The sequence below is a fragment of the Spirillospora sp. CA-142024 genome, from assembly GCF_050942325.1.
Classification (GTDB): domain Bacteria; phylum Actinomycetota; class Actinomycetes; order Streptosporangiales; family Streptosporangiaceae; genus Spirillospora.
Genome location: NZ_CP192077.1, coordinates 7,916,610 through 7,939,108, shown reverse-complemented (window position 1 = coordinate 7,939,108; position 22,499 = coordinate 7,916,610). Strand labels below are relative to the sequence as shown.

Annotated in this window: 16 protein-coding genes; 13 read left to right on the top strand and 3 right to left on the bottom strand. The window is 71.2% G+C overall.

Annotated features, from left to right (window positions below):
* Positions 1–53: 53 nt before the first annotated feature.
* The 7 genes from ACQPZP_RS37530 to ACQPZP_RS37500 all read left to right on the top strand — a co-directional run bounded on the left by ACQPZP_RS37530 (position 54) and on the right by ACQPZP_RS37500 (position 12,771).
* Positions 54–701 carry an HAD family hydrolase gene (locus tag ACQPZP_RS37530; protein ID WP_433474412.1) on the top strand — a complete coding sequence of 216 codons (648 nt, stop codon included), beginning with the start codon at positions 54–56 and terminating at the stop codon, positions 699–701.
* A gap of 23 nt (positions 702–724) precedes the next feature.
* Entirely contained in the window at positions 725–1,234 is a 510-nt protein-coding gene (locus ACQPZP_RS37525) for a DUF6912 family protein (RefSeq protein WP_433474411.1), read from the top strand.
* Between the two features lie 99 nt (positions 1,235–1,333).
* Positions 1,334–2,965, top strand: a complete 1,632-nt coding sequence (gene pruA / locus ACQPZP_RS37520) for an L-glutamate gamma-semialdehyde dehydrogenase (protein ID WP_433474410.1) — start codon at positions 1,334–1,336, stop codon at positions 2,963–2,965.
* Between the two features lie 126 nt (positions 2,966–3,091).
* Positions 3,092–3,802: an HAD family hydrolase gene (locus tag ACQPZP_RS37515; RefSeq protein ID WP_433474409.1), complete on the top strand. Its 711-nt coding sequence runs from the start codon at positions 3,092–3,094 to the stop codon at positions 3,800–3,802.
* 235 nt (positions 3,803–4,037) lie between these two features.
* A complete protein-coding gene (locus tag ACQPZP_RS37510; protein WP_433474408.1) occupies positions 4,038–5,993 on the top strand; it encodes an acetoacetate--CoA ligase in 1,956 nt (651 codons plus the stop codon).
* A gap of 179 nt (positions 5,994–6,172) precedes the next feature.
* Positions 6,173–7,768: a protein kinase domain-containing protein gene (locus ACQPZP_RS37505; protein WP_433474407.1), complete on the top strand. Its 1,596-nt coding sequence runs from the start codon at positions 6,173–6,175 to the stop codon at positions 7,766–7,768.
* A 176-nt stretch (positions 7,769–7,944) separates the two neighbouring features.
* Positions 7,945–12,771, top strand: a complete 4,827-nt coding sequence (locus ACQPZP_RS37500) for an NAD-glutamate dehydrogenase (RefSeq protein ID WP_433474406.1) — start codon at positions 7,945–7,947, stop codon at positions 12,769–12,771.
* Positions 12,772–12,851: 80 nt separating this feature from the next.
* Here the strand turns inward: ACQPZP_RS37500 and ACQPZP_RS37495 are convergent, their stop codons facing one another.
* Both ACQPZP_RS37495 and prfB read right to left on the bottom strand, forming a co-directional pair.
* The gene (locus ACQPZP_RS37495; RefSeq protein ID WP_433474405.1) at positions 12,852–13,832 is read right to left on the bottom strand and encodes a hypothetical protein; all 981 of its coding nucleotides are present in this window, start codon (positions 13,830–13,832) and stop codon (positions 12,852–12,854) included.
* Between the two features lie 124 nt (positions 13,833–13,956).
* Positions 13,957–15,066 carry a peptide chain release factor 2 gene (prfB, locus tag ACQPZP_RS37490; RefSeq protein ID WP_433474404.1) on the bottom strand — a complete coding sequence of 370 codons (1,110 nt, stop codon included), beginning with the start codon at positions 15,064–15,066 and terminating at the stop codon, positions 13,957–13,959.
* 148 nt (positions 15,067–15,214) lie between these two features.
* Between prfB and ACQPZP_RS37485 the strand changes: the two genes are divergently transcribed.
* The gene (locus tag ACQPZP_RS37485) at positions 15,215–16,273 is read left to right on the top strand and encodes a hypothetical protein (protein ID WP_433474403.1); all 1,059 of its coding nucleotides are present in this window, start codon (positions 15,215–15,217) and stop codon (positions 16,271–16,273) included.
* Positions 16,274–16,295: 22 nt separating this feature from the next.
* Here ACQPZP_RS37485 and ACQPZP_RS37480 read toward each other — a convergent pair whose 3' ends face one another.
* Complete coding sequence (locus tag ACQPZP_RS37480; protein ID WP_433464397.1) at positions 16,296–16,481, bottom strand: hypothetical protein; 186 nt, start codon at positions 16,479–16,481, stop codon at positions 16,296–16,298.
* A gap of 409 nt (positions 16,482–16,890) precedes the next feature.
* Here ACQPZP_RS37480 and ftsE point away from each other — a divergent pair, with 409 nt between their 5' ends.
* The 5 genes from ftsE to ACQPZP_RS37455 all read left to right on the top strand — a co-directional run bounded on the left by ftsE (position 16,891) and on the right by ACQPZP_RS37455 (position 22,380).
* Complete coding sequence (gene ftsE, locus ACQPZP_RS37475) at positions 16,891–17,580, top strand: cell division ATP-binding protein FtsE (RefSeq protein ID WP_067453578.1); 690 nt, start codon at positions 16,891–16,893, stop codon at positions 17,578–17,580.
* A 130-nt stretch (positions 17,581–17,710) separates the two neighbouring features.
* Positions 17,711–18,616 (top strand): permease-like cell division protein FtsX, encoded by a 906-nt coding sequence (gene ftsX / locus ACQPZP_RS37470; RefSeq protein ID WP_433474402.1) that lies wholly within the window; start codon positions 17,711–17,713, stop codon positions 18,614–18,616.
* A gap of 121 nt (positions 18,617–18,737) precedes the next feature.
* The gene (locus ACQPZP_RS37465) at positions 18,738–19,886 is read left to right on the top strand and encodes a S41 family peptidase (protein ID WP_433474401.1); all 1,149 of its coding nucleotides are present in this window, start codon (positions 18,738–18,740) and stop codon (positions 19,884–19,886) included.
* A 67-nt stretch (positions 19,887–19,953) separates the two neighbouring features.
* On the top strand, positions 19,954–20,442 hold the full coding sequence (smpB, locus tag ACQPZP_RS37460) for an SsrA-binding protein SmpB (RefSeq protein ID WP_433474400.1): 489 nt from the start codon (positions 19,954–19,956) through the stop codon (positions 20,440–20,442).
* 120 nt (positions 20,443–20,562) lie between these two features.
* Positions 20,563–22,380 (top strand): penicillin-binding transpeptidase domain-containing protein, encoded by a 1,818-nt coding sequence (locus ACQPZP_RS37455; RefSeq protein ID WP_433474399.1) that lies wholly within the window; start codon positions 20,563–20,565, stop codon positions 22,378–22,380.
* Positions 22,381–22,499: the final 119 nt, after the last annotated feature.

The following is a 22,499-nucleotide window of genomic DNA, read 5'->3' as shown; positions in this document are numbered from 1 at the left end:
ACACGGCAGAACGGGGTTCGGTCATTCGGGCCGGCATCGCCTACCATCGGCGCGTGCCCTCCGAACCCACCGTCAAAGCCGTGATCACCGACTGGGGCGGCGTGCTGACGTCCCCGCTCGCCGACGCCATCGACAGCTGGCTCGCCGCGGACCGCATCGACTCCGCGCACTACAAGAACGTCATGCGCGCCTGGGTGAAGCAGGCCTACGACGGAGCCGGGACGAACCCGATCCACGGCCTGGAGGACGGCTCCCTCGCCCCCGAGGAGTTCGAGCGGCTCCTCGCCGCGGAACTGCTCACCGTGGACGGCGGCCCCGTGGAGGCCGCCGGGCTCATCGCCCGCATGTTCGGCGCGTTCGACCCCGTGGAACCGATGTACGACGCGCTCCGCGCCGCCCGCGCCGCCGGGACCCGCACCGCGCTGCTGTCCAACTCGTGGGGCAACGAGTATCCCCGCGACCTGTTCGCCGGCCTCTTCGACGAGGTCGTCATCTCCTGCGAGGTCGGGATGCGCAAGCCCGACGAGCGCATCTTCCGGCACGCCCTGGACCTGCTCGGCCTCACCGCCGCCGAGTGCGTCTTCATCGACGACATCGACCACAACGTCCGCGCCGCCGAGGCCCTCGGCATCCGCGGGATCCTGCACACGGCCCCCGACACCACGATCGCCGGACTGCGAGAGCTGAACCTCCTGCCCTGACCTCTGGCAGACTGCTGACCGTCATGCGCGTCTACCTGCCGTCCACGCTCACGCTGCTCGCCGGCGTCCACGCCGCGCGGGAGATCGGCCCCGCGCCGCTCGCCGCGCACGCCGTCACGCCCGCGCTGCGCGAGTGGTACGCGGGCGGCGACCTGGAGGAGCTGGAGTACGCGGCGATGTCCGCCGCGTCCCGCGCCTCGCTGCGCCTGCTCGCCGCCGACCCGTCCGCGCCCCGCCGCCGGGTCGTGCTGGCCGCCGAGATCCCCGACGACCAGGTCACCTGGCCGCGCGGCGACGCCGGCCTGGCCGACGACGACCGCGCCCTGGTCGAGCTCGCCGTCCCCGTCCCCTGGAAGCTGATCGCCTCCGGCCACGTCGACGACCCGGCCGCCGTCCCCGACGTCACCGCCGCCGCGGACGCCCTTCCCGCCGCCGACGCCGGCGACGACGACGCCCGCTTCACCGTCGACGGCGCCGAGGGCCACGAACTCCTCTGGTACGCCACCCAGGAGCTCCCCGACCTCCTGGACTGAGGAGGCGCCCGGACGGGTCGTTTCCCGTCTTCGTCCGCGGACGGGCGGGTAGGTCCATCGGCACGTCGACAATGCCGTCGGATCGCAGGGAGCCGTCAGATGGACGCCGTGACGAACGTGCCGGTGCCGGTGAACGAGCCGGTCAAGGGGTATGCGCCGGGCAGCGGCGAGCGGGCCGCGCTGGAAGCCGCGATCAAGGAGCTGGGCGGCGCGCAGACCGAGCTGGCCATGACGATCGGGGGCGAGCGGCGGATGGGCGCCGGCACGCCCATCGACGTCGTGGAGCCGCACAACCACGGGCACGTCCTCGGCCGGATGGGCGACGCCACCGAGGCGGACGTGGCCGAGGCGGTCGCGGCGGCGCGGGAGGCGGCGCCCGCGTGGCGGGCGATGGCGTTCGAGGACCGCGCCGCGATCTTCCTGCGCGCCGCCGACCTGCTCGCCGGGCCGTGGCGGGCCACGCTGAACGCCGCGACGATCCTCGGCCAGTCCAAGTCGGTGCAGCAGGCCGAGATCGACGCCGCCTGCGAGCTGATCGACTTCTGGCGGTTCAACGTCCGCTACGCGCAGCAGATCCACGAGCAGCAGCCGCTGTCGTCGCCGGGCGTGTGGAACCGGCTGGAGTACCGGCCGCTGGAGGGGTTCGTCCTCGCCATCACGCCGTTCAACTTCACCGCGATCGCCGGGAACCTGCCGACGTCGCCCGCCCTGATGGGCAACGTCGTGGTCTGGAAGCCGTCCCCGACGCAGCAGCTCGCCGCGCACCACACGATGCGGCTGCTGGAGGCCGCGGGCCTGCCGCCCGGTGTGATCAACATAGTCACCGGGAACGGGCGGGCCGTCTCGAACGTGGCGCTACGGCATCCCGACCTCGCCGGCCTGCACTTCACCGGGTCCGTCGCCACGTTCCGGAACCTCTGGCGCGCGATCGGGGAGAACATCGCCGGCTACAAGGGCTACCCGCGCATCGTCGGCGAGACCGGCGGCAAGGACTTCGTCGTCGCGCACCCGTCCGCCGACCCCGCCGTGCTGAAGACGGCGCTCGTCCGCGGCGCCTTCGAGTACCAGGGGCAGAAGTGCTCCGCCGCGTCCCGCGCCTACATCCCGCGCTCCGTCTGGGACGCGATGCGCGACGAGTTCTGCGCCGAGGCGGAATCGCTCACCATGGGGAACGTCGCCGAGGACCTGTCCGCCTTCATGGGCGCCGTGATCGACGACCGGGCCTTCGCCAAGCACCGCGCCGCCATCGAACGCGTCCGCGGCGTCGACACCGCCACGGTCCTCACCGGCGGCGAGCTGGACGACTCGCGCGGCTACTTCGTCCGGCCGACCGTGCTGGAGTCGTCCGACCCGGCCGACGAGATCTTCACCAGTGAGTACTTCGGGCCGATCCTCGGCGTGCACGTCTACGCGGACCGCGACTACGACGCGGTCCTCAACCAGATGGAGAGCGTCTCCGAGTACGGGCTGACCGGTGCGATCATCGCCGAGGACCGCGCGGCGATCGCCGCCGCCACCGGCGCGCTCCGCTTCGCCGCCGGGAACTTCTACATCAACGACAAGCCGACCGGCTCCGTCGTCGGCCAGCAGCCGTTCGGCGGCGCCCGCGCGTCCGGCACCAACGACAAGGCCGGCTCCGTCTTCAACCTCACCCGATGGACGAGCGTCCGCTCCATCAAGGAGACCTTCGTCCCGCCCACCGACCACCGCTACCCCCACATGGGGCCCTAGCGGCGGTGACGAGGTGACCGCCGTGCGGTTGCGGCGGACGCCCAGAGGCCGGACGATAGGCTCGCGTACCGCCGCGGGCGCTGCACCGGCGCCCGTGCACGCTCCACCGACGCGCATGGGAACGGGATGTCGACGCTGAACCGTCTGGTGCTGTGGAACATCGACCACACCCTGGTCGACGTCGGGCGGGTCACCCGGGACGCCTACGCCGAGGCGTTCCAGCGGACCATCGGGCGGCCCCTCGTCCGGCTCCCCCCCACCCCCGGCCGCACCGAGTCCGAGATCATCTTCGAGACGCTCGCGTTCAACGACGTCGTCACCACCGACGACCATCTCCCCGCCTTCTTCGGCGCGCTGTCCGCGGCGTTCGCGTCCCGCCGCGACGACCTGCGCGCGCACGGCCGGGTCCTGGCCGGCGCCCGGGAGGCCGTCGAGGCGCTCGCCCACGTTCCCGGCGTCGTCCAGTCCGTGCTGACCGGCTCCGTCCAGCCGAACGCCGTCCTCAAGGTGACCGAGCTGGGGCTCGCCGGCCACCTCGACCTGGAGGCCGGCGGCTACGAGAACGGCGTCTACAGCAAGGCCGCGCTCCTGGAGCTCGCCCGCACCCGTGCGGGCGAGCGCCACCGTGCCCGCTACCCCGAGTCCGCGACGGTCTACATCGCCGACTCTCCCCGCGACGTCCAGGCCGCGCACATCGCGGGGTCCCCGATCATCGCCGTCGCCACCGGCAGCGCCACCGAGGCCGAACTCCGCGCCGCCGGCGCCGAGCGCGTCCTCGCGACCCTGGCCGACACCAACGCCGTGGTCAGCGCGGTCGCCGACCTGACCCGCATCTGACGCCTGCGGCCCGCGGCGGCAGGCGTCCATCTGCGGAAAGCCGGGTGTGTGGCGGCGGGGGATGAGCGCGGCGGGTTCTGTGTGGGGGCGCGGGGTTGTCCCGAGCGGGGCTTTGACCTGGGATGGGACGAGGACGGGCGCGTGGTGGCGGCCGGCTCGGGGAAGTTGCGCGGGGTGCGGAGCGGGGCCGATATTGGGATTGCCGCGCGCCGTGGCGCGGCGGGGAGGGAGAGAGATGGCCGGTGAGGTGTCCGAGGGTTCGGCGCTGTGGGAACCGTCGGAGGAGGTCGTCGCGAACGCGCGGGTGACCCGTTTCGTCCACTGGCTGTGGGACAGAGGCGTCCTCACGGAGTCCTATGACGAACTGTGGCGCTGGTCGGTCACGGAGGTAGACGCGTTCTGGGACGCCATCTGGTCGTACTTCGAGGTCGTCGGCGAGCGCGGCGACGGTCCCGTCCGCACGGGCGGGCCGATGCCCGTGGACGGCCTGAAGTGGCTCCCCGGCGCCACCCTCAACTACGCGGCGAACGCCCTGCGCCGGGCGCAGGAGACGCCCGACGAGACCGCGGTCGTCTTCCGGTCGGAGGCGGGCGGGCACCGGGTGCTGACCTACCGGGAACTGGCGCTGCACGTGGCGGAGGTCCGCGCGGGCCTGGCCGGCCTGGGCGTGGGCAAGGGCGACCGGGTCGCCGCCTACGTCCCGAACATCCCCGAGGCGCTGATCTGCTTCCTGGCGACGGCGTCGCTGGGCGCGATCTGGTCGTCCTGCTCTCCCGACTTCGGATCGTCCTCGGTCATCGACCGGTTCGCGCAGATCGAGCCCAAGGTCCTGATCGCCGTGGACGGCTACGCCTACAACGGCAAGCGGTTCGACCGCCGCGGGACCGTCGGCGAGATCGAGGCCGAGCTGCCGAGCCTGGCCGCGACCGTCCTCATCCCGTACCTCGACCCGGCCGCGACCCCCGACGGGCTGCGGGTGGGGATGCACTACGGCGACCTGCCCCGCCGCGACCACGACACGCTGGAGTTCGAGGACGTCCCCTTCGACCACCCGCTGTGGGTCGTCTACTCGTCCGGCACGACGGGGCTGCCGAAGCCGATCGTGCACGGGCACGGCGGCGTCGTCCTCGAACACCTGAAGGCCCTGTCGTTCCACCAGGACCTCGGCCCCGAGGACGTGTTCTTCTGGTTCACCACCACCGGCTGGATGATGTGGAACTACCTCATCGGCGGCCTGCTGGTGGGGTCCACCATCGTCATGTACGACGGCGCGCCCCTCGACCTGTGGCGGCTCGCCGCCGAGAACGGCGTCACCTACATGGGCGTCGGCGCGCCCTACATCACGGCCACGGCGAAGGAGGGCCGCCGCCCCGGCCGGGAGTTCGACCTGTCCGGTCTGCGCGGCATCGGCTCCACCGGCTCGCCGCTTCCGCCCGAAGGCTTCGCCTGGGTGTACGAGGCGGTCGGCGAGGACCTGCTCCTCGGCTCCTTCTCCGGCGGGACCGACCTCTGCACCGGCTTCGTCGGTCCCTCGCCGCTCCTGCCGCTGCGCGCCGGCGTCATCCAGTGCCGCGGGCTCGGCGCCAAGGTCGAGGCGTTCGGCGAGGACGGCAAACCGGTCGTGGACGAGGTGGGCGAGCTGGTCATCACCGAGCCCATGCCGTCCATGCCCGTCTTCTTCTGGAACGACGAGGACGGCGAACGCTACACCGACTCCTATTTCGACATGTATCCGGGCGTGTGGCGGCACGGCGACTGGATCAAGATCCTCCCGGACGGCGGCTGCGTCATCTACGGCCGCTCCGACTCCACCCTCAACCGCGGCGGCGTCCGCATGGGCACCTCCGACTTCTACCGCGTGGTCGAGGCGTTCGACGAGATCACCGACAGCCTCGTCATCGACACCGGCCGCCTCGGCCAGGAGGGCCGGCTGCTCCTCTACGTCCAGCTCGGCGAGGGCGCCTCGCTGACCGACGAGCTGGTCGCGAACCTCAGGCGGGAGATCCGCTCCGCGCTGTCGCCCCGGCACGTCCCGGATGAGATCACCGCGGTCCCCGGCATCCCGCGGACGCTGTCCGGCAAGAAGCTGGAGGTCCCCGTCCGCAAGATCCTCCAGGGCACCCCGGTCGACAAGGCCGCCAACCGCGACTCCATGGCCAACCCGGAGGTCCTCCCCCACTTCACCCCCTGACGGCATTAGGGTGGTGCCTCGCCCCAAACGTGTCCGATCGGAAGCGGTGGGGCAGATCCCGTCGGATGGTCGCAGGATCGGGTGAACTCCCCTCGGGTCTCGCGCGTCACACAGTCGAAGGGGCGATCCGGGCCCGGGGCCGACGCGGCCCGTCGATCGAGAGAGGGACGGTTCCACGCATGGAGGTTGGGGCGCTGCGGTCCGGAGACCCGGACCGGCTGGGGTCGTACGCCCTGATCGGCCGGGTGGGCGAGGGCGGCCAGGGCACCGTGTTCCTGGGCGCGGCCGAGGACGGCCGGCAGGTCGCGATCAAGCTGCTGCACGCCGAGCTGACGTCCGACGACAAGGCGCTCGCCCGGTTCCTGCGCGAGCTGGAGGTCGCCAAGCAGGTCGCGCCGTTCTGCACGGCCCAGGTCATCGACGCGGACGCCACCGGCGACCGGCCCTACATCGTCAGCGAGTACGTGCCCGGCCCGTCGCTGAACCAGCACGTGCTGGAGGACGGCCCCCTCGGCGGCGCGGCGCTGGACCGGCTCGCGGTCGGCACCGCGACGGCGCTGGCGGCGATCCACCAGGCGAAGATCGTCCACCGGGACTTCAAGCCGCACAACGTGCTGCTCGGACCGGACGGCCCGCGCGTCATCGACTTCGGCGTCGCCCGCGCGCTCAGCGGCGGCACCACGCTCACCAGCCGGGTGATCGGCACCCCGTCCTACATGGCGCCCGAGCAGATCAGCGGCGACGTGGTCGGGACGGCCGCGGACGTGTTCTGCTGGGCGGCGACGCTCGTGTACGCCGCCACCGGGCAGCCTCCCTTCGGGCAGGACACCATCCCGGCCGTGATCAACCGGATCCTGCACGAGCAGCCCGAGCTCGGCGGCATCGACGGTCCGCTGCGCGAGCTGGTGCTCGACTGCCTGGAGAAGGACCCGGCGCTGCGCCCCGGCGCCCGGCAGGTGCTGATGCGGCTGCTCGGGCACGAGGAGGCCGCGGCGCGTCCCGCCGCGCGTCCGTCCGGCGACACCGACGAGACCGCGATGCTCGCCGCCGGATCCGTCCTCGCGGCCGAGGCCGGCGACGAGGACGAGGTGTTCGGGGCGGCCCCGGTGTTCGCCGACGACCCCGTCTTCGAGGACGCCCCCGTCCTCCAGGACGCGGCGTACGCGACCCCGGCGGCGGCGGACGAGGCCCTGGACCACGCGGTCCAGGAGGGCCAGGCGGCCGGGCCGCTGCCCACGCCCGCCGAATGGGCCGCCGGCAACACCCTGCCCCGTGACCTCTCCGGCGAGAACGGCGGGAGGCGCGGCGGGCTGCGGCACGGGCTCGCCGGGTCCGGCCGCTCCGCCGCGCTGGCCGGGGCCGCCGCCCTGTTCGTCGCGATCGTGGTGATCTCCTCAGTGCTCGTGCTCGGCTCGGGCGACAAGGGCAAGGCGGGCCAGAAGGTCAGCGACCCGAGCGCCCCGCCCGCGTCGACGGACGTCGTGCCGAGCTCGGAGCCGTCGATCACCCGCCGGCCCGTCCAGCAGGCGCCGGTGACCTCCCAGGCGCCGGCGACGCCGACCGACAGCGGCACGCCGACGGACAGCGGCACGCCGACCGACAGCCCGTCCCCGTCCGAGACGCCGACCAAGCCCACGCCCACCGGCTCGCAGACGCCGACCGGCAAGCCCACCGACCCGCAGACGCCCACCGACCCGGAACCGCCGACCGGGCCCGGCACGGGCGATGGCGGTGGCGGCACCGGGACCGGCACCGGGGGCCAGACCACCGGCTGACACCCACGGCCCGGGATCGGACGATCACGTCCGGTGACGCCGCACGGCCTGACAGGGTGGGATAGGCCACGTTGGAGTTGCCGCAGAGCAGGTCGGCTTTGGGGCGATTCCTGGCTACGCTCGTGCAGTGAGCGGCGCCACAACGAGGTGGCGAAGGGTCTCAAGGGGAGTTGTTGATGGGCGGCATGCTCGATCAAGCGAAGGACGACCTGCTCCGGCGGGCCGCTGAGACGTGCGCGCAGCGCCCGGGGGCGCGTGGCGGGGACGTGGAGGAGGCGTTCGCCTACCTCCGCCTCTACTACCACCACGTCGCGCACGAGGACCTGCTGGAAAGGGACCCGGCAGACATCTGCGGCCCCGCGATGGCGCACCGGGCGCTCGGCGAGGAGCGGCCGCAGGGGCGCGCGAAGGTGCGCGTGTTCACGCCGACCCTGGAGGAGTTCGGCTGGGATCCGGGGCACACGGTCGTCCAGGTGGTGACGGACGACATGCCGTTCCTGGTCGACTCGGTGACGATGGAGCTTTCCCGGCACCAGCTCGCCACGCACCTGATCGTCCACCCGCTGCTGGGCGTGGACCGCGACGTCGCGGGGCACCTGAAGGCGTTCCGCGGCAAGCTCGACAGCGACGAGGACGTCGACGAGTCGTGGATGCACATCGAGGTGGACCGCACCAGCGACCGGACCGTCCTTGAGGAGCTGGAGAAGGACCTGGTCCGCGTCCTGCAGGACGTCCGGGTCGCCGTCGAGGACGAGCCGAAGATGCGCGCCCGCGCCCACGAGATCGCGACCGGGATCCAGGAGTCGCCGCCGCCGCTGCCGGAGAAGGAGCTCGCCGAAGGCGTCGAGCTGCTCGACTGGCTGGCCGACGGGCACTTCACCTTCCTCGGCTACCGCGACTACACGCTCACCGAGGACGGGGGGGCGCTGCGTCCCGAACCGGGCACCGGTTTCGGCATCCTGCGCGGCGACAAGCGCGAGTCCGACAGCTTCGCCGCGCTGCCGCCCGAGGTCCGGGAGAAGGCGACGGAGAAGCGCCTGCTCGTGCTGACCAAGGCGAACTCGCGCTCCACCGTCCACCGCCCCCTGTACCTGGACTACATCGGGGTGAAGAAGTTCGACGAGAACGGCGAGGTGACCGGGGAGCGCCGGTTCCTCGGCCTGTTCACGCACGTCGCCTACAGCGAGTCGATCGCGCACGTCCCCGTCCTGAAGCCCAAGGTGGACGAGGTGCTGGAGCGCGCCGGGTTCACCCCCGACAGCTACGACGGCCAGGACCTCATCGAGATCCTGGAGAGCTACCCGCGCGACGAGATGTTCCAGATCTCGGTGGACGACCTGCTGAAGATCTCCCTCGGTGTGCTCCGGCTGCGCGAGCGCCGCCAGCTGAAGCTGTTCCTCCGCAAGGACCTGTACGGGCGCTTCATGTCCTGCATGGTCTACCTGCCGCGCGACCGCTACACCACCAAGGTCCGGCTGCGCATCCAGGACCTGCTGAAGGCGGCCTTCGAAGGCGTCAGCGTCGACTACAGCGCGAACGTGACCGAGTCGATCCTGGCCCGGCTGCACGTCGTCGTCCGCGGCGAGCGCGGCCGCCCGCTGCCGGACATCGACGTCTCGGAGCTGGAGGAGCGGCTGGCGAACGCCACCCGCTCCTGGGAGGACGACCTCGGCGACGCGATCGTCGAGCAGTGCGGCGAGGAACGTTCCGGAACCCTCGGCCGCACGTTCGGCGAGGCGTTCCCCGAGGGGTACAAGGCCGACTTCCCGGCCCGCACCGCGGTGGCCGACCTGCGCCGCCTCGACGAGCTCACCGAGGACGTCGACACCTCGATCAACCTCTACGAGCCGTACAGCGCCGAGCCCGGCGAGCGGCGGCTGAAGATCTACCGGCTGGGCGAGCCGATCTCGCTGTCCCGGGTGCTGCCGCTGCTGCAGAACATGGGCGTCGAGGTCATCGACGAGCGGCCCTACGAGATCATCACCTCCGGCGGCCGCCGGTTCTGGATCTACGACCTGGGGCTGCGGTACCTGCCGCCCGCGAACGTCCCCGAAGAGGCCATCAAGGACCTCTTCCAGGACGCGTTCACCGCGCTGTGGCGCGGCGAGATCGAGAACGACGGCTTCAACGCGCTCGTCCTGCACACCGGGCTGACCTGGCGCGAAGCGATGATCATGCGCGCCTACGCCCTGTACCTGCGGCAGACCGGCACCACCTTCTCCAAGCGGTACGTCGAGCAGGTGCTGCTGCGCAACGCCTCGATCACCCGGCTGATCGTCCGGCTCTGGGAGAGCCGCCTCGACCCGTCCCTGCAGGGCGGCGAGGAGGAGCGCAGCCTCGGCATCACCGAGGAGATCCAGGGCAAGCTGGACGAGGTCGCGAGCCTCGACGAGGACCGCATCCTGCGCGCCTACCTGGCGCTCGTCCAGGCGACCCTGCGCACGAACCACTACCAGGGCAAGCCGTACCTGGCGATGAAGTTCGACCCGGAGGGCATCCCCGACCTGCCGCAGCCGCGGCCCATGTACGAGGTCTTCGTGTACTCGCCGAGGGTCGAGGGCGTCCACCTGCGGTTCGGGACGGTCGCGCGCGGCGGGCTGCGCTGGTCCGACCGCCGCGAGGACTTCCGCACCGAGATCCTCGGCCTGGCCAAGGCGCAGGCGGTGAAGAACACCGTCATCGTCCCGGCGGGCGCGAAGGGCGGATTCGTCGGCAAGCAGCTGCCCGACCCGGCCGTGGACCGCGAGGCCTGGCAGCAGGCCGGCATCGCCTGCTACAAGGACTTCATCTCCGGCCTGCTCGACCTCACCGACAACCTCGTGGACGGCAAGGTCGTCCCGCCGTCGAACGTCGTCCGCCACGACGGCGACGACACCTACCTGGTCGTCGCCGCCGACAAGGGCACCGCGACGTTCTCCGACATCGCCAACGGCGTCGCCGCCGACTACGGGTACTGGCTCGGCGACGCGTTCGCGTCCGGCGGCTCCGTCGGCTACGACCACAAGGGCATGGGCATCACCGCCCGCGGCGCCTGGGAATCGGTCAAGTACCACTTCCGCGCACTCGGCAAGGACATCCAGAACGAGGACTTCACCGCCGTCGGCATCGGCGACATGTCCGGCGACGTGTTCGGCAACGGGATGCTCCTGTCGGAGCACACCCGGCTCATCGCCGCGTTCGACCACCGGCACATCTTCGTCGACCCGGACCCGGACGCCGCCGCCTCGTTCGCCGAGCGCCGCCGCCTGTTCGAGCTGCCGCGCAGCAGCTGGGGCGACTACGACACCTCGCTGATCTCCAAGGGCGGCGGCGTGTTCCCCCGCACCGTCAAGTCCATCAAGGTCACCCCGCAGATGCGGGCGGTGCTCGGGATCCCGGACGGGGTGAAGGCCGTCACCCCGTTCGAGCTGATGCGGAGCATCCTCAAGGCGCCCGTCGACCTGCTGTGGAACGGCGGCATCGGCACCTACGTCAAGTCGTCCATCGAGAACAACGCCGACGTCGGCGACAAGGCCAACGACCTCGTCCGGGTGGACGGCGCCGAACTGCGCTGCAAGGCCGTCGGCGAGGGCGGCAACCTCGGCGTGACCCAGCTCGGCCGCATCGAGTTCGCCCGCGGCGGCGGGCTGATCAACACCGACTTCATCGACAACTCCGCCGGCGTCGACACCTCCGACCACGAGGTCAACATCAAGATCCTGCTCGACCAGGTGGTGCGGGACGGCGAGTTGACCGGCAAGCAGCGCGACGGCCTGCTCTACGACATGACCGAGGAGGTCGGGCGGCTCGTCCTGCGCGACAACTACGCGCAGAACGTGGTGCTCGCCGCGTCCCGCGCGCAGGCGTCCGGGATGCTGCACGTCCACGCCCGGTACATGCGCAAGCTGGAGCGCGACGGCCGGCTGAAGCGGCGCCTGGAGGCCCTGCCGGACGACAAGGCGCTCGCCGAGCGGCGGCACTCCGGGCTGGGGCTGACCAGCCCCGAGTTCTCCGTCCTGCTCGCCTACGCCAAGCTCACGCTGGACGCCGAGCTCGTCGCGTCCGACCTCGCCTCCGACCCCTACCTGGAGTCGTGGCTGGTCGAGTACTTCCCGACGCCGCTGCGCGCGCGGTTCCGCGCCTACATGGACCGGCACCCGCTGCGCCGCGAGATCATCACGACCGCCGTGGTGAACGACCTGGTCAACGTGAGCGGCTCCACGTTCGTGTTCCGGATGAACGAGGAGACGGGCGCGTCGTCGTCCGACATCGCCCGCGCCTACCTCGTCGCCCGTGACGTGTTCCAGATGCCGCGCTTCTGGGGTTCGGTGGAGAGCCTGTCGCACCAGGTCGAGGAGTCGACGCAGGTCGCGATGCTGCTGGAGGCGCGCAAGCTGACCGAGCGCGGCGCCCGCTGGCTGCTCCACAACCGGCGGCCCCCGTTCGACATCCAGGAGACGATCGACTTCTTCAGCGGCGGCGCGGCCACGCTGAGCGCGCACCTGTCGAAGCTCCTGGTCGGGCTGGACCTCGCCGCGTTCGAGCAGCGCCGGGACGGCTTCGCCGAGCGGGGCGTCCCCGACGAACTGGCCGAGCAGTGCGCGACGTTCGTCACCGCCTACTCCACCTTCGACCTGGTCGGCATCGCGCACGACACGGGACGCCCGGTGGAGGAGGTCGCCGAGGTCTACTTCGACCTCGCGGACCGCCTCCAGCTGTCCCGGCTCCGCGAACGCATCATCGCGCTGCCGCGGGACGACAAGTGGCGTTCGATGGCCCGCTCCGCGCTCCGCGACGACCTGTACGCGGCGCACGCGGCCCTCACCCGCGACGTCCTCGTCACCAGCGAGCCGGGCGGGAACCCCGAGGAGCGCCTGATCCGCTGGGCGGAGAAGAACAGGCCGGCCGTCCAGCGCGCCCAGCAGACGCTCAGCGAGATCTGGGAGAGCGACAGCTTCGACCTGGCCACCCTCTCCGTGGCCCTGGGCGCGATCCGCACCCTGGTGACCGCAAGCTCGCTGTAATCCGGTGAACACCACCGGATGCCGGGCCGGCCCCTGCCGCAGCGGTCAGAAGGGCGGGGCGGCCCGGCATCCGGCGGAGATCAGGAGCCGTGGGCGGTGACGGCCTTGCGGTACATGCCGCTGATCATGGCGCGGCCCTTGGGCGGAACGGTGGCGAGGTACTGCACGAGGACGGTCGTGTCCATGCGCGTCCTGGCGACCTTGGCCGGGGCCAGCCCGACGAGGTCGCCGCTCACGGTCAGCCTGCCCTGGTGGGTCGCCGAGTACGCCTCGTTCTGCTTGAGGACGTACCAGACGAGCGCGCCGCGGTCCTTGGTGCGCAGCGCGTAGACCTTGTACGGCGCGGGTGAGAAGCGCGACGACAGGGTGACGCCCCGCCCGGCCAGGGTCTGCTCGCCCTGCTTCAGCGCCTTGTAGGTCTCCGTGGTCTTCGCCCCGTCCGCCAGCAGGGACGCGCCGGACGCGCGGGGCCCGTCCGTGAGCAGCGACGCGTGCGCCTGCGGCAGCCTCGCGGGCGCGACGGCAAGCCCCTTCACGTTGGGGCCGACGGGCGTGGCGAACCCGGTCGTGTCGAGCGCCACCCGCCCGAGCGCGTTCTCGGACGGGTACGGGTCGCTGGCCAGTAACCAGGGCGCCCCCTGCCCGGCCTGCGTGAACAGCAGCGCGTGCCGCTGCGCCGCCGTGCCCTTGCCGCTGACGGTGTCGGCCGCGAACCAGTGCGGGTAGCCGGTCAGCCGCGGGATGTAGAAGGTCGTGTTCGTGAACGCCAGCTTCGGCGGGCGCTGCCGGACGGCCCGCCGGAGCCTGAGCGCGGCGACGTCCATGGACAGCTGCGGGTCGGTCTCCACCGAGCGCAGCGCCTTCCCGCTGAACCGGCGTCCCGCCCGGTTCGCCCCGGCGGCGAAGGACGTGAGCACCTGCTGCGCCTGCGCCTTGGTGAGCGCGGGCGCCCCCGGTGCCCTCCCCGCGGCGGCGGACGTGGCGTGACCGGAGCAGCCGGCGCTCAGGGCGCCGGCGAGCAGGCCGGGAATGAGGATCGGAACAAGAGTGCGTGCGGTCATGAGGCCCCCCGAATGGCGACGGTGATCCGGACCACCCGGCATCCTCGCAGAGTGACCGCGCAGTCACTCTATGAACACGAAAGAAGGCAAGAAAAAGCCGGGGGCGCCCGGGGGCGTCATGGGGTCAGGCGCTCTCCCGCTGGCGCAGCCAGCGGATCTCGGCCTCGATGAACTCGTCGATGTCGCCGTCCAGGACCGCGGTGGGGTTGCCGACCTCGATGCCGGTGCGCAGGTCCTTGACCAGCTGGAACGGGTGCAGGACGTAGTTGCGGATCTGCGTGCCCCAGCTCGTGGTGCCCTCACCGCGCAGCTCGGAGAGCTTTTCCGCCTCCTCCTGCCGCTTGCGCTCCAGCAGCTTGGCCTGCAGGACGTTCATCGCCGTGGCCTTGTTCTGCAGCTGGCTGCGCTCGTTCTGGCAGGACACGACGATCCCGCTCGGGAGGTGGGTGATCCGCACCGCCGAGTCGGTGGTGTTGACGCCCTGGCCGCCCGGCCCCGACGACCGGTACACGTCCACGCGCAGCTCGCTCTCGTCGATGTCGACGTGATCGCTCTGCTCCACCACCGGGACGACGTCCAGGCCGGCGAACGACGTCTGCCGCCGGCCCTGGTTGTCGAACGGGGAGATCCGGACCAGCCGGTGCGTGCCGTGCTCGCCGCGCAGCGTCCCGTAGGCGTAGGGGGCCTTCACCGTGAACGTGGTCGACTTGATCCCGGCCTCTTCGGCGTAGGACGTGTCGTAGATCTCCGTCGAGTAGCCGTGCCGCTCGGCCCAGCGCAGGTACATCCGCTGGAGCCGCTCGGCCCAGTCCGCCGCGTCCACCCCGCCGGCCTGCGCGTTGATGGTGACCAGCGCCTCACGGGCGTCGTACTCGCCCGACATGAGCGTGCGCACTTCGAGCTGCTGGATCGCCTTGTGCAGCGCCGCCAGCTCGCCGTCGGCCTCCGTACGCGTGTCGGCGTCGTCCATCTCCTGGGCGAGCTCGTACAGCGTGGCGGTGTCGTCGAGGCGCTGCCGCAGGCCCTCGACCCGGCCCAGCTCGCTCTCCAGGTACGACAGGCGGCGCGTGACCGTCTGGGCGCGCTCCTGGTCGTTCCACAGTTCGGGGTCGGCCGACTGCTCGCGCAGCTCGGCGATGTCACGCCGCATGCTGTCGAGGTCCAGCACCTGTTCGATGCCGGCGAGGGTCGAGCCGAGCTCCTTGAGCTGCTCTTCGGGTTCGATGCCTGCCACGGTCCGAGCTTATCGCCGTCCCGGCACTGCTTATCGCGTTATGGCAGGCGCCCGGTCGTCCGGCCAATATCATGCAGTGGCAGAATCACGGGCCGAGGAGGCCGGCCTAGAGAGGCCGGCGCGGTCATTCGGTCCAGGGGACGGGTCTTTGCACAGCTTCCTGCGGGTGGTCGCGGCCGGGGTGCTGCTCACCCTGCTCGCCACCGCGGGCTGCGCCGAGGGCAGGACGGAGGCGCGGCCGACCGCCGGCGTGCCCGAGACGTCCCCGCCGGCGCCGGTGCCGCTGACCCCGCAGGTCGCGGAGAGCGCGTTCCGTACCTATGTCACCGACGAGGACGTGGCCAGGTCCGCCGGCGACGAGCGGCTCGCGCTGACGTGGACGTCCGACGGCCAGTCCCAGCTCACCGCGGCGGAGTTCCGCAAGGCCGCCTACGACGGTGACCCTGTGCAGCGTTTCGTCTACGGCAAGCCCGAGCTGTACGTGCCGAAGCTGAAGGACGCCGCCTATCCGCAGTGGTTCGTGGTGTCGGTCGACCGGTCGGTCCTGGGGAAGGACAAGAGCAAGCGCAGGACGCTGATGGGCTTCGTCTTGCGCGGGCCGTCCGACCACTGGAAGCTGACGCTCGCCACCCTCCTGCAAGAGAAGGCCAAGGAGCCGGAGGTCGCGATCGACGCCGACGGCTATGCGACGGCGCTGGGCACGGACGACCCGTCGGTGCTGATCCGTCCCCGCGACGTCGGCGGGATCCAGGCGACGATCGCCGCGGAGGGACCCCGCAGCGTCGCCGCGAAGGTGATGAAGTCCAGCGCCGTCACCACCGGCTTCTACCAGGACGCCAAGCGCGCCAGGAAGAAGGCCAAGAAGAAGGACCTCACGCTCCAGGTCGTTTACACCGCGACACCGTTCCCCTACTTCGGGTTGCGCACCGAACACGGAGGCGGACTGGTCATCTACTCGCTGTTCCGCAACACCTCACTGGTCGCCAAGGACTCGGACACACCCAAGCCGGAGATCCCTCAGGAGGCAGAGCATCTGCTCGACGGGACCGTCGAGGGCAACGAGGTCGACACCACGGCCACCCTTCAATTCGCCGCATACGACCCGCCGAAGGCCAAGAAGAACGCGACGCAGCCGAAGGCGCACATGATCGCCGACGACGGCGCGGTGACCAAGGCGGCCACGCCGCCGGTGAAGAAGCAGCCGTAGGGCGGGGGAGCGGCCGTACGGCTCAGCCGTAGACGCGCTGCAGGACGAGCGCCGCGAACAGCAGCGCGACGAGGACCGCCAGGACGAGGGCGGGCGGCACGGACGAGCCGTGGCGGTGCAGCTCTGACCGGGCCTCCCGGCAGGTGGGGCAGCGCCCCTCCACCACCGGGTTCGAGCACCGGGCGCAGATCAGATGTTCGCAGCTCATGTCGTGGGCCCCAATCTCCGACAACGGCACGCGGTCCGTGCGGGAAGCGTCGGCCTGTCTGGTCGTTCGTCCGGCTATTAGGTATCTTTCGCCATCATCCAGCGTAGCCGGACTGTATGGTCGTTCCGGCAAGTCCGGGAGCTTGAAGGTATGAAACGGCCGGACGTCGGGAGACGGTTCACATGGCACTGATCGGACGTCACACACAGATCGGGCGCACCGTCCGCCCTGGGCGCCCGTACCGCGCCGAGTGGGACGAGGTGGTCGCCTCTCCCCTCTACACTGCTCGAAGGCTCCGCGTCCCACCTGGCCGCGAAGCCGGGCGGCGCAGGCAAGAGGCCACGGAAGCGTCCGTGGCCGCGGGCCGGCCCGCTCCCCAACCCCTACAGCGAACCGCCGTGATGCAGCCGTGATCCACTTCGACAACGTCACCAAGGTCTACCCGAGCCAGAACCGGCCCGCCCTGCAGCATGTGAACGTCGCCATCGAGAAGGGCGAGTTCCTGTTCCTGGTCGGTCCGTCCGGCTCCGGTAAGTCGACCTTCCTGCGCCTCGTCCTGAAGGAGGAGCGTCCTTCCCAGGGTCACGTGCACGTGGCGGGCAAGGACCTGAGCAGGCTGAGCAACTGGAAGGTGCCGCACCTGCGCCGCCGGATCGGCTGCGTCTTCCAGGACTTCCGCCTTCTGCCCAACAAGAACGTCTTCGAGAACGTCGCGTTCGCCCTAGAGGTGATCGGCAAGCCGCGGCGGTTCATCGGCAAGGTCGTCCCCGAGGTCATCGACCTCGTCGGCCTGGAGGGCAAGGCCCACCGGATGCCGGACGAGCTGTCCGGCGGCGAGCAGCAGCGCGTCGCGATCGCGCGGGCGTTCGTCAACCGGCCGATGATCCTGCTGGCGGACGAGCCGACGGGCAACATCGACCCCGCAACCTCGATCGGCATCATGAAGGTGCTGGACCGGATCAACCGGACCGGCACCACCGTCGTCATGGCCACCCACGACGCCGCCATCGTCGACGCGTTCCGCAAGCGCGTCGTCGAGCTGGAGGACGGCCGGGTCGTCCGCGACCAGTCGCGCGGCGTGTACGGCCAGGCGTACTGACATCTGAACCATCCACTCCCGCCGGGTCGTACGACACCAGAGGACGTCCGGGAGGCGGGAGCCGCCCGCGCCGCACCGTGCGGCCGCCCCGGGCTCCCGGCGAAACCTAGGCGATCAAGGACAGCGAGGCATGCGCGTACAGTTCGTTCTCCAGGAGATCTGGATCGGTCTCCGCAGGAACATGACGATGACGATCTCCCTCGTCATCACCGTCGCCATCGCCATGGCGCTCTTCGGCACCGGGCTGCTCCTGCGGCAGCAGGTCGCCGCGTCCAAGAGCTACTGGTACGACAAGATCGAAGTCTCGATCTTCCTGTGCGCCAAGACGAGCTCCAACCCCGTCTGCCAGAAGCAGGACGTCACCGACCAGCAGCGGCAGACGCTCAAGGCGCAGCTGGACAAGATGCCGCAGGTCTCGAACGTCCAGTACGAGAACAAGCAGCAGGCGTACGCCCGGTTCAAGGACCGCTTCTCCGGCTCGCCGGGCTTCGTGGAGAGCACCCGTGAGGGCGACATCCCCGACTCGTTCCGGGTGAAGCTGAAGAACCCGGAGGAGTACAAGGCGGTCGCCCAGGCGATGCTCAACCAGCCGGGCGTCGACTCGGTGATCAACGAGCAGGAGATCCTGAAGCGGTTCTTCCGGATCCTGAACGGCCTGCAGGTCGCCGCGCTGACGATCGCGCTGATCCAGGTGGTCGCCGCGGTGATGCTGGTCGGCAACACCGTCCGGCTGTCGGCGTTCAACCGGCGCCGGGAGACCGGCATCATGCGGCTGGTCGGCGCGTCCAACACCTATATCCAGATGCCGTTCATCCTGGAGGGCGCCATCGCCGGCCTGATCGGCGGGTTGTTCGCGTCCGTCCTGCTGATATTCAGCAAGAAACTCCTGGTGGACAGATTGGCGGGGGACGTCCAGCTCGTCAGTCAGCTCGGCTGGAGCGTGGTGATCCTCGTCATCATCGTGTCGATATGTTTCGGCGTGCTCCTCTGTGCCGTGTCTTCCTTCCTCACGCTGCGCAGATATCTGAGAATCTGACCTTTGACCGGATCCGGCACAAGTGCCGGGTCCGGCCCCTCCGGCCGCCCTACACTTGCCCCATGCCCCCCTCCGTGCCGTCACCGAGCCCGTGTCGCCGCTGACAAGGCGGCCGGGTGGTGTGCTGCGCGGTGCCGCCGTCGCGGCGGCGATCGTCTGCGCGTACGGGATCGGGGTCGTCAGCGGCTCGGGCTCGGAGCGGCACGCCGCGGTCGCGGGCGGCGGCTCCGTCCTGGACGAGGCGGCGACGAAGATCGGCGGCCGTGCCGCCAGGCCGGTAGGGCGCGACGAGCTCGACCGCGCCGCCATCGAGGGCATGCTGCGCGGTCTCGGCGACAAGTGGGCGCACTACTACTCGGCTCGCGAATACGACGACGTCGAGGGCCGCCTGACCGGCCGCTACAGCGGTGTGGGCCTCTGGTTGGGGAACGAGGACGGCGACTCCCGCGTGCTGGTCGCGAGCGTCCAGCCCGGCACCCCGGCGGCGCGCGCCGGCGTGCTGCCGGGGGACGTCATCACCGGCGTGGGGAACGCGTCCGTGACCGGCTGGGACTTATCCCGGGTCGCCCAGGCGCTGCGGGGACGTCCGGACGAGGCCGTCGAACTAACCGTGGACCGCGACCGTCGAACCATGCGATTCCACCTTGTCCGCACGCCGGTCTCTGGAGGAGACGTCACCGTGACCGATCTCCCCGAACGCGCGCGGATCATCCGGATCGGCGCGTTCACCCGAGGGACGGGACGGGAGGTCCGCGCGGCCGTGACCGGGGGCCGGCCGTCGGACCGTCCCAGCGGCGGTGTCCTGCTGGACCTGCGCGGCAACCCGGGCGGGCTGGTGGACGAGGCGGTCGAGACGGCGTCGGCGTTCCTGTCGGGCGGCCCGGTCGTGACGTACGAGCCGCGCGGCAGGCCCGTCCAGCGGCGGTCCGTCACCGAGCCGGGGGACGCGAAGACCCCGCTGGTCGTGCTGGTCGACGCCGGCACCGCCAGCGCCGCGGAGATCGTCGCGGGATCCCTGCGCGACCGCGACCGCGCGGTGATCGTAGGATCGCGTACGTACGGGAAGGGTTCGGTGCAGGAACCTCTCAAGCTCGCCGACGGGTCGGTCATCGAGCTGACCGTCGGTCGATACCGCACCCCGGGCGGCCGTAACCTCGACGGGGTCGGGATCGAACCGGACGTGGCGGTGTCGGCCGGCCGTCCCCCCAAGGTGGCCGAGCGGCGCGCCCGGACGGTGCTGCGCGGCCTGCACGCGACGATGCCGGGCTAGAGACGATGCCCGGACCAGGAACGACACTGCCGGACCAGGACGACGACGCCGGACAAGGACTGAGGACGTGGCACGGGACACCGGGAAGAAGGACACCGGGCGCAAGCTCATCGCCCAGAACAAACGGGCCCGTTACGACTACCACATCGACGACACGTGGGAGGCGGGCATGGTGCTGATGGGCACCGAGGTCAAGGCGCTGCGCGCCGGCCGCGCCTCCCTCGCCGACGGCTTCGCGCACGTGCGGGACGGCGAGGTCTGGCTGGAGAACGTCCACATCCCCGAGTACACGCAGGGCACCTGGACGAACCACGCGCCCCGGCGGCGGCGCAAGCTGCTGTTGCACCGGCGCGAGATCCAGAAGATCATCTCCAAGTCGGAGGAGCCCGGCTGGACGCTGATTCCGCTCTCCCTGTACTTCAAGGACGGGAAGGCCAAGGTCGAGATCGGGCTGGCCCGTGGTAAGAAGACCTACGACAAGCGCCAGGCCATCGCCAAGCGGGAAGCCGACCGGGAGATGCAAAAGGCGGCGGCGGCCCGGTTCAGGAGACGGTGAAGGGTGTCGATGACGAACCGAGGCCGGAGGCGGGCCGGTGCCTGGGCCCGGAGGCCGCGCCTTTCGCGCGCACGGCGCCGGGCGGTCGCGCTGACGGCCTGCGGCGCCCTTGTCGGGACGATGACGACCGGATGCTGGGCGGAGCCGTCGGCGATGCCCGCCGTCCGCGACTTCCTCATCGCCTGGCAGGTCGGCAACTACGAGGCCGCGGCCGGGCGGACCGTCGGCACCGACCGCAAGCAGGTCGAGGACGCGCTCGGCCGCGTCCGGCAGCAGCTCGACGCCGCGTCCCTGCGGCTGTCCCTCGGCACCGAGGTCGAGGGCTCCGGCGTCGACCAGATCGTCAAGAAGGGCGACGAGGCCGACGCGCGCTTCACCGTGAAGATCGACCTCGGGGAGAACGGGCAGCCCTGGGAGTACCCCGGCCTGATGCACCTGCGCCGCGTCGGCGGCAAGTGGAAGGTCGTCTGGAGCCCGTCCATCGTCAACACGAAGCTGAAGCCAGGGCAGCGCCTCGCCGTGGTGACCGAGGTGCCGAAGCGCGCGCCGATCACCGACACGCAGGGCCGTTCCATGCTGCGCGAGACCGGCGCCTACAACGTCGGCGTGTTCCCCGGTCAGCTCGCCGACCCGCAGAAGACCCTGGACCTGCTCGCCAAGCAGACCAAGATCGACGGTGGCCGCCGGCTGGACGCCGAACGGCTGCTCGGCCGCGTCCGGTCCGCCCCGCCGCAGACGTTCCTGCCGCTGCTGACGCTCCAGGTCCCCACGCACAACGCGCTGATCCAGCGGCTCACCCACGTCCCCGGGCTGCGGTTCCAGGGCGCCAGGGCGCCGATCGCGCCCGCGTACGCGCCCGAGCTGATCGGCAACCTCGGGCCCGCCACCGCCGACCGGCTCCAGCAGGTCGGCGCCCCCTACCAGCCGGGCGACACGATCGGCGTCAGCGGCATCCAGCTGCTGCAGCAGCGCCGGCTCGCCGGGACCCCCACCGTCCGGGTCGTGGCGCAGGACGAGTCGGGCAAGAACACCGAGGAGCTCCGCTCCTGGCCGGGCCTGGACCCGCAGGAGGTCCAGACGACCCTCGACCCGTCCTACCAGCGGCGGGCCGACAGCGCCCTGCAGGGCCTGCAGCAGCCGGCGTCCCTGGTTGCCGTGCGTCCGAGCACCGGTGAGGTGCTGGCCGTCGCCAACCACGGGACGGGCGGCCGGAACCTCGCCTTCGAAGGCCACTACCCGCCCGGCCTGACGTTCGGGATCGTGTCGGCGGAGGCCCTGTTCTCCCAGGCCGGCATGAAGCAGTCCGACAAGACCGCCTGCCCCGGCAGCGTGACCATCGGCGGGAAGACGTTCACCAACAAGGGGCGCGCCGACGGCAGCTTCGCCAACGCCTTCGCCGCGTCCTGCAAGACGACCCTCGCGCAGCTGAGCAGCAAGCTGGACGGGCAGTCCCTCGTCCGCGAGGCGGGACAGCTCGGCATCGGCAAGAACTGGGGCCTGGCCGTCCCCGCGTTCACCGGCTCGGTGCCGGCCCCCGCCAACGACGGCGACAAGGCCGCCGCCATGGTCGGCGAGGGCGGCGTCCAGGTCAGCCCCCTCGCCATGGCCCTCGTCGCCGCCGCCGCGCAGAACGGCACCTGGAAGCCCCCGTACGTCCTCAAGGACATCAACACGACCGTCCAGGCCCCGCCGCCCCAGAACCTTCAGCCCGAGTCCATCTCGAACCTCAAGAAGGTCCTCAGCCGCACCGCGTCCCGCGGCAACGCCCGCGGCGCCCGCGTCTCCGGCGACGTCGTCGGCGTCGCCGCCCTCGCCACCTACGCGGAGGGCAAGACCGTCTCCTGGTTCGTCGGCTCCAGCGGCGACCGCGCCTTCGCCATCGCCGTCGAAGGCCCCGTGAACACCCCACAGATCGCCGCGAAGTTCCTGGGCGGATAGGCCGTCCCCGGTTTTGTGAGCTCTTTACGGACGGGACGCAACCATCCGGCGCCTCCCCGGCGTCTTTACGGGTGACTGAGGCACCGCTTGGGGGGTTGCGGACTCAGTCGCCGTGATGA

What these genes read in the sequence shown, in the direction of transcription:
- ACQPZP_RS37525 (WP_433474411.1), top strand. Translation starts at nt 725, where the DNA reads ATGCGCGTCTACCTGCCGTCCACGCTCACGCTGCTCGCCGGCGTCCAC.
- pruA (WP_433474410.1), top strand. Translation starts at nt 1,334, where the DNA reads ATGGACGCCGTGACGAACGTGCCGGTGCCGGTGAACGAGCCGGTCAAG.
- ACQPZP_RS37515 (WP_433474409.1), top strand. Translation starts at nt 3,092, where the DNA reads ATGTCGACGCTGAACCGTCTGGTGCTGTGGAACATCGACCACACCCTG.
- ACQPZP_RS37510 (WP_433474408.1), top strand. Translation starts at nt 4,038, where the DNA reads ATGGCCGGTGAGGTGTCCGAGGGTTCGGCGCTGTGGGAACCGTCGGAG.
- ACQPZP_RS37505 (WP_433474407.1), top strand. Translation starts at nt 6,173, where the DNA reads ATGGAGGTTGGGGCGCTGCGGTCCGGAGACCCGGACCGGCTGGGGTCG.
- ACQPZP_RS37500 (WP_433474406.1), top strand. Translation starts at nt 7,945, where the DNA reads ATGGGCGGCATGCTCGATCAAGCGAAGGACGACCTGCTCCGGCGGGCC.
- ACQPZP_RS37495 (WP_433474405.1), bottom strand. Translation starts at nt 13,832, where the DNA reads ATGACCGCACGCACTCTTGTTCCGATCCTCATTCCCGGCCTGCTCGCC.
- ACQPZP_RS37480 (WP_433464397.1), bottom strand. Translation starts at nt 16,481, where the DNA reads ATGAGCTGCGAACATCTGATCTGCGCCCGGTGCTCGAACCCGGTGGTG.
- ftsX (WP_433474402.1), top strand. Translation starts at nt 17,711, where the DNA reads ATGCGCGTACAGTTCGTTCTCCAGGAGATCTGGATCGGTCTCCGCAGG.
- ACQPZP_RS37455 (WP_433474399.1), top strand. Translation starts at nt 20,563, where the DNA reads ATGACGACCGGATGCTGGGCGGAGCCGTCGGCGATGCCCGCCGTCCGC.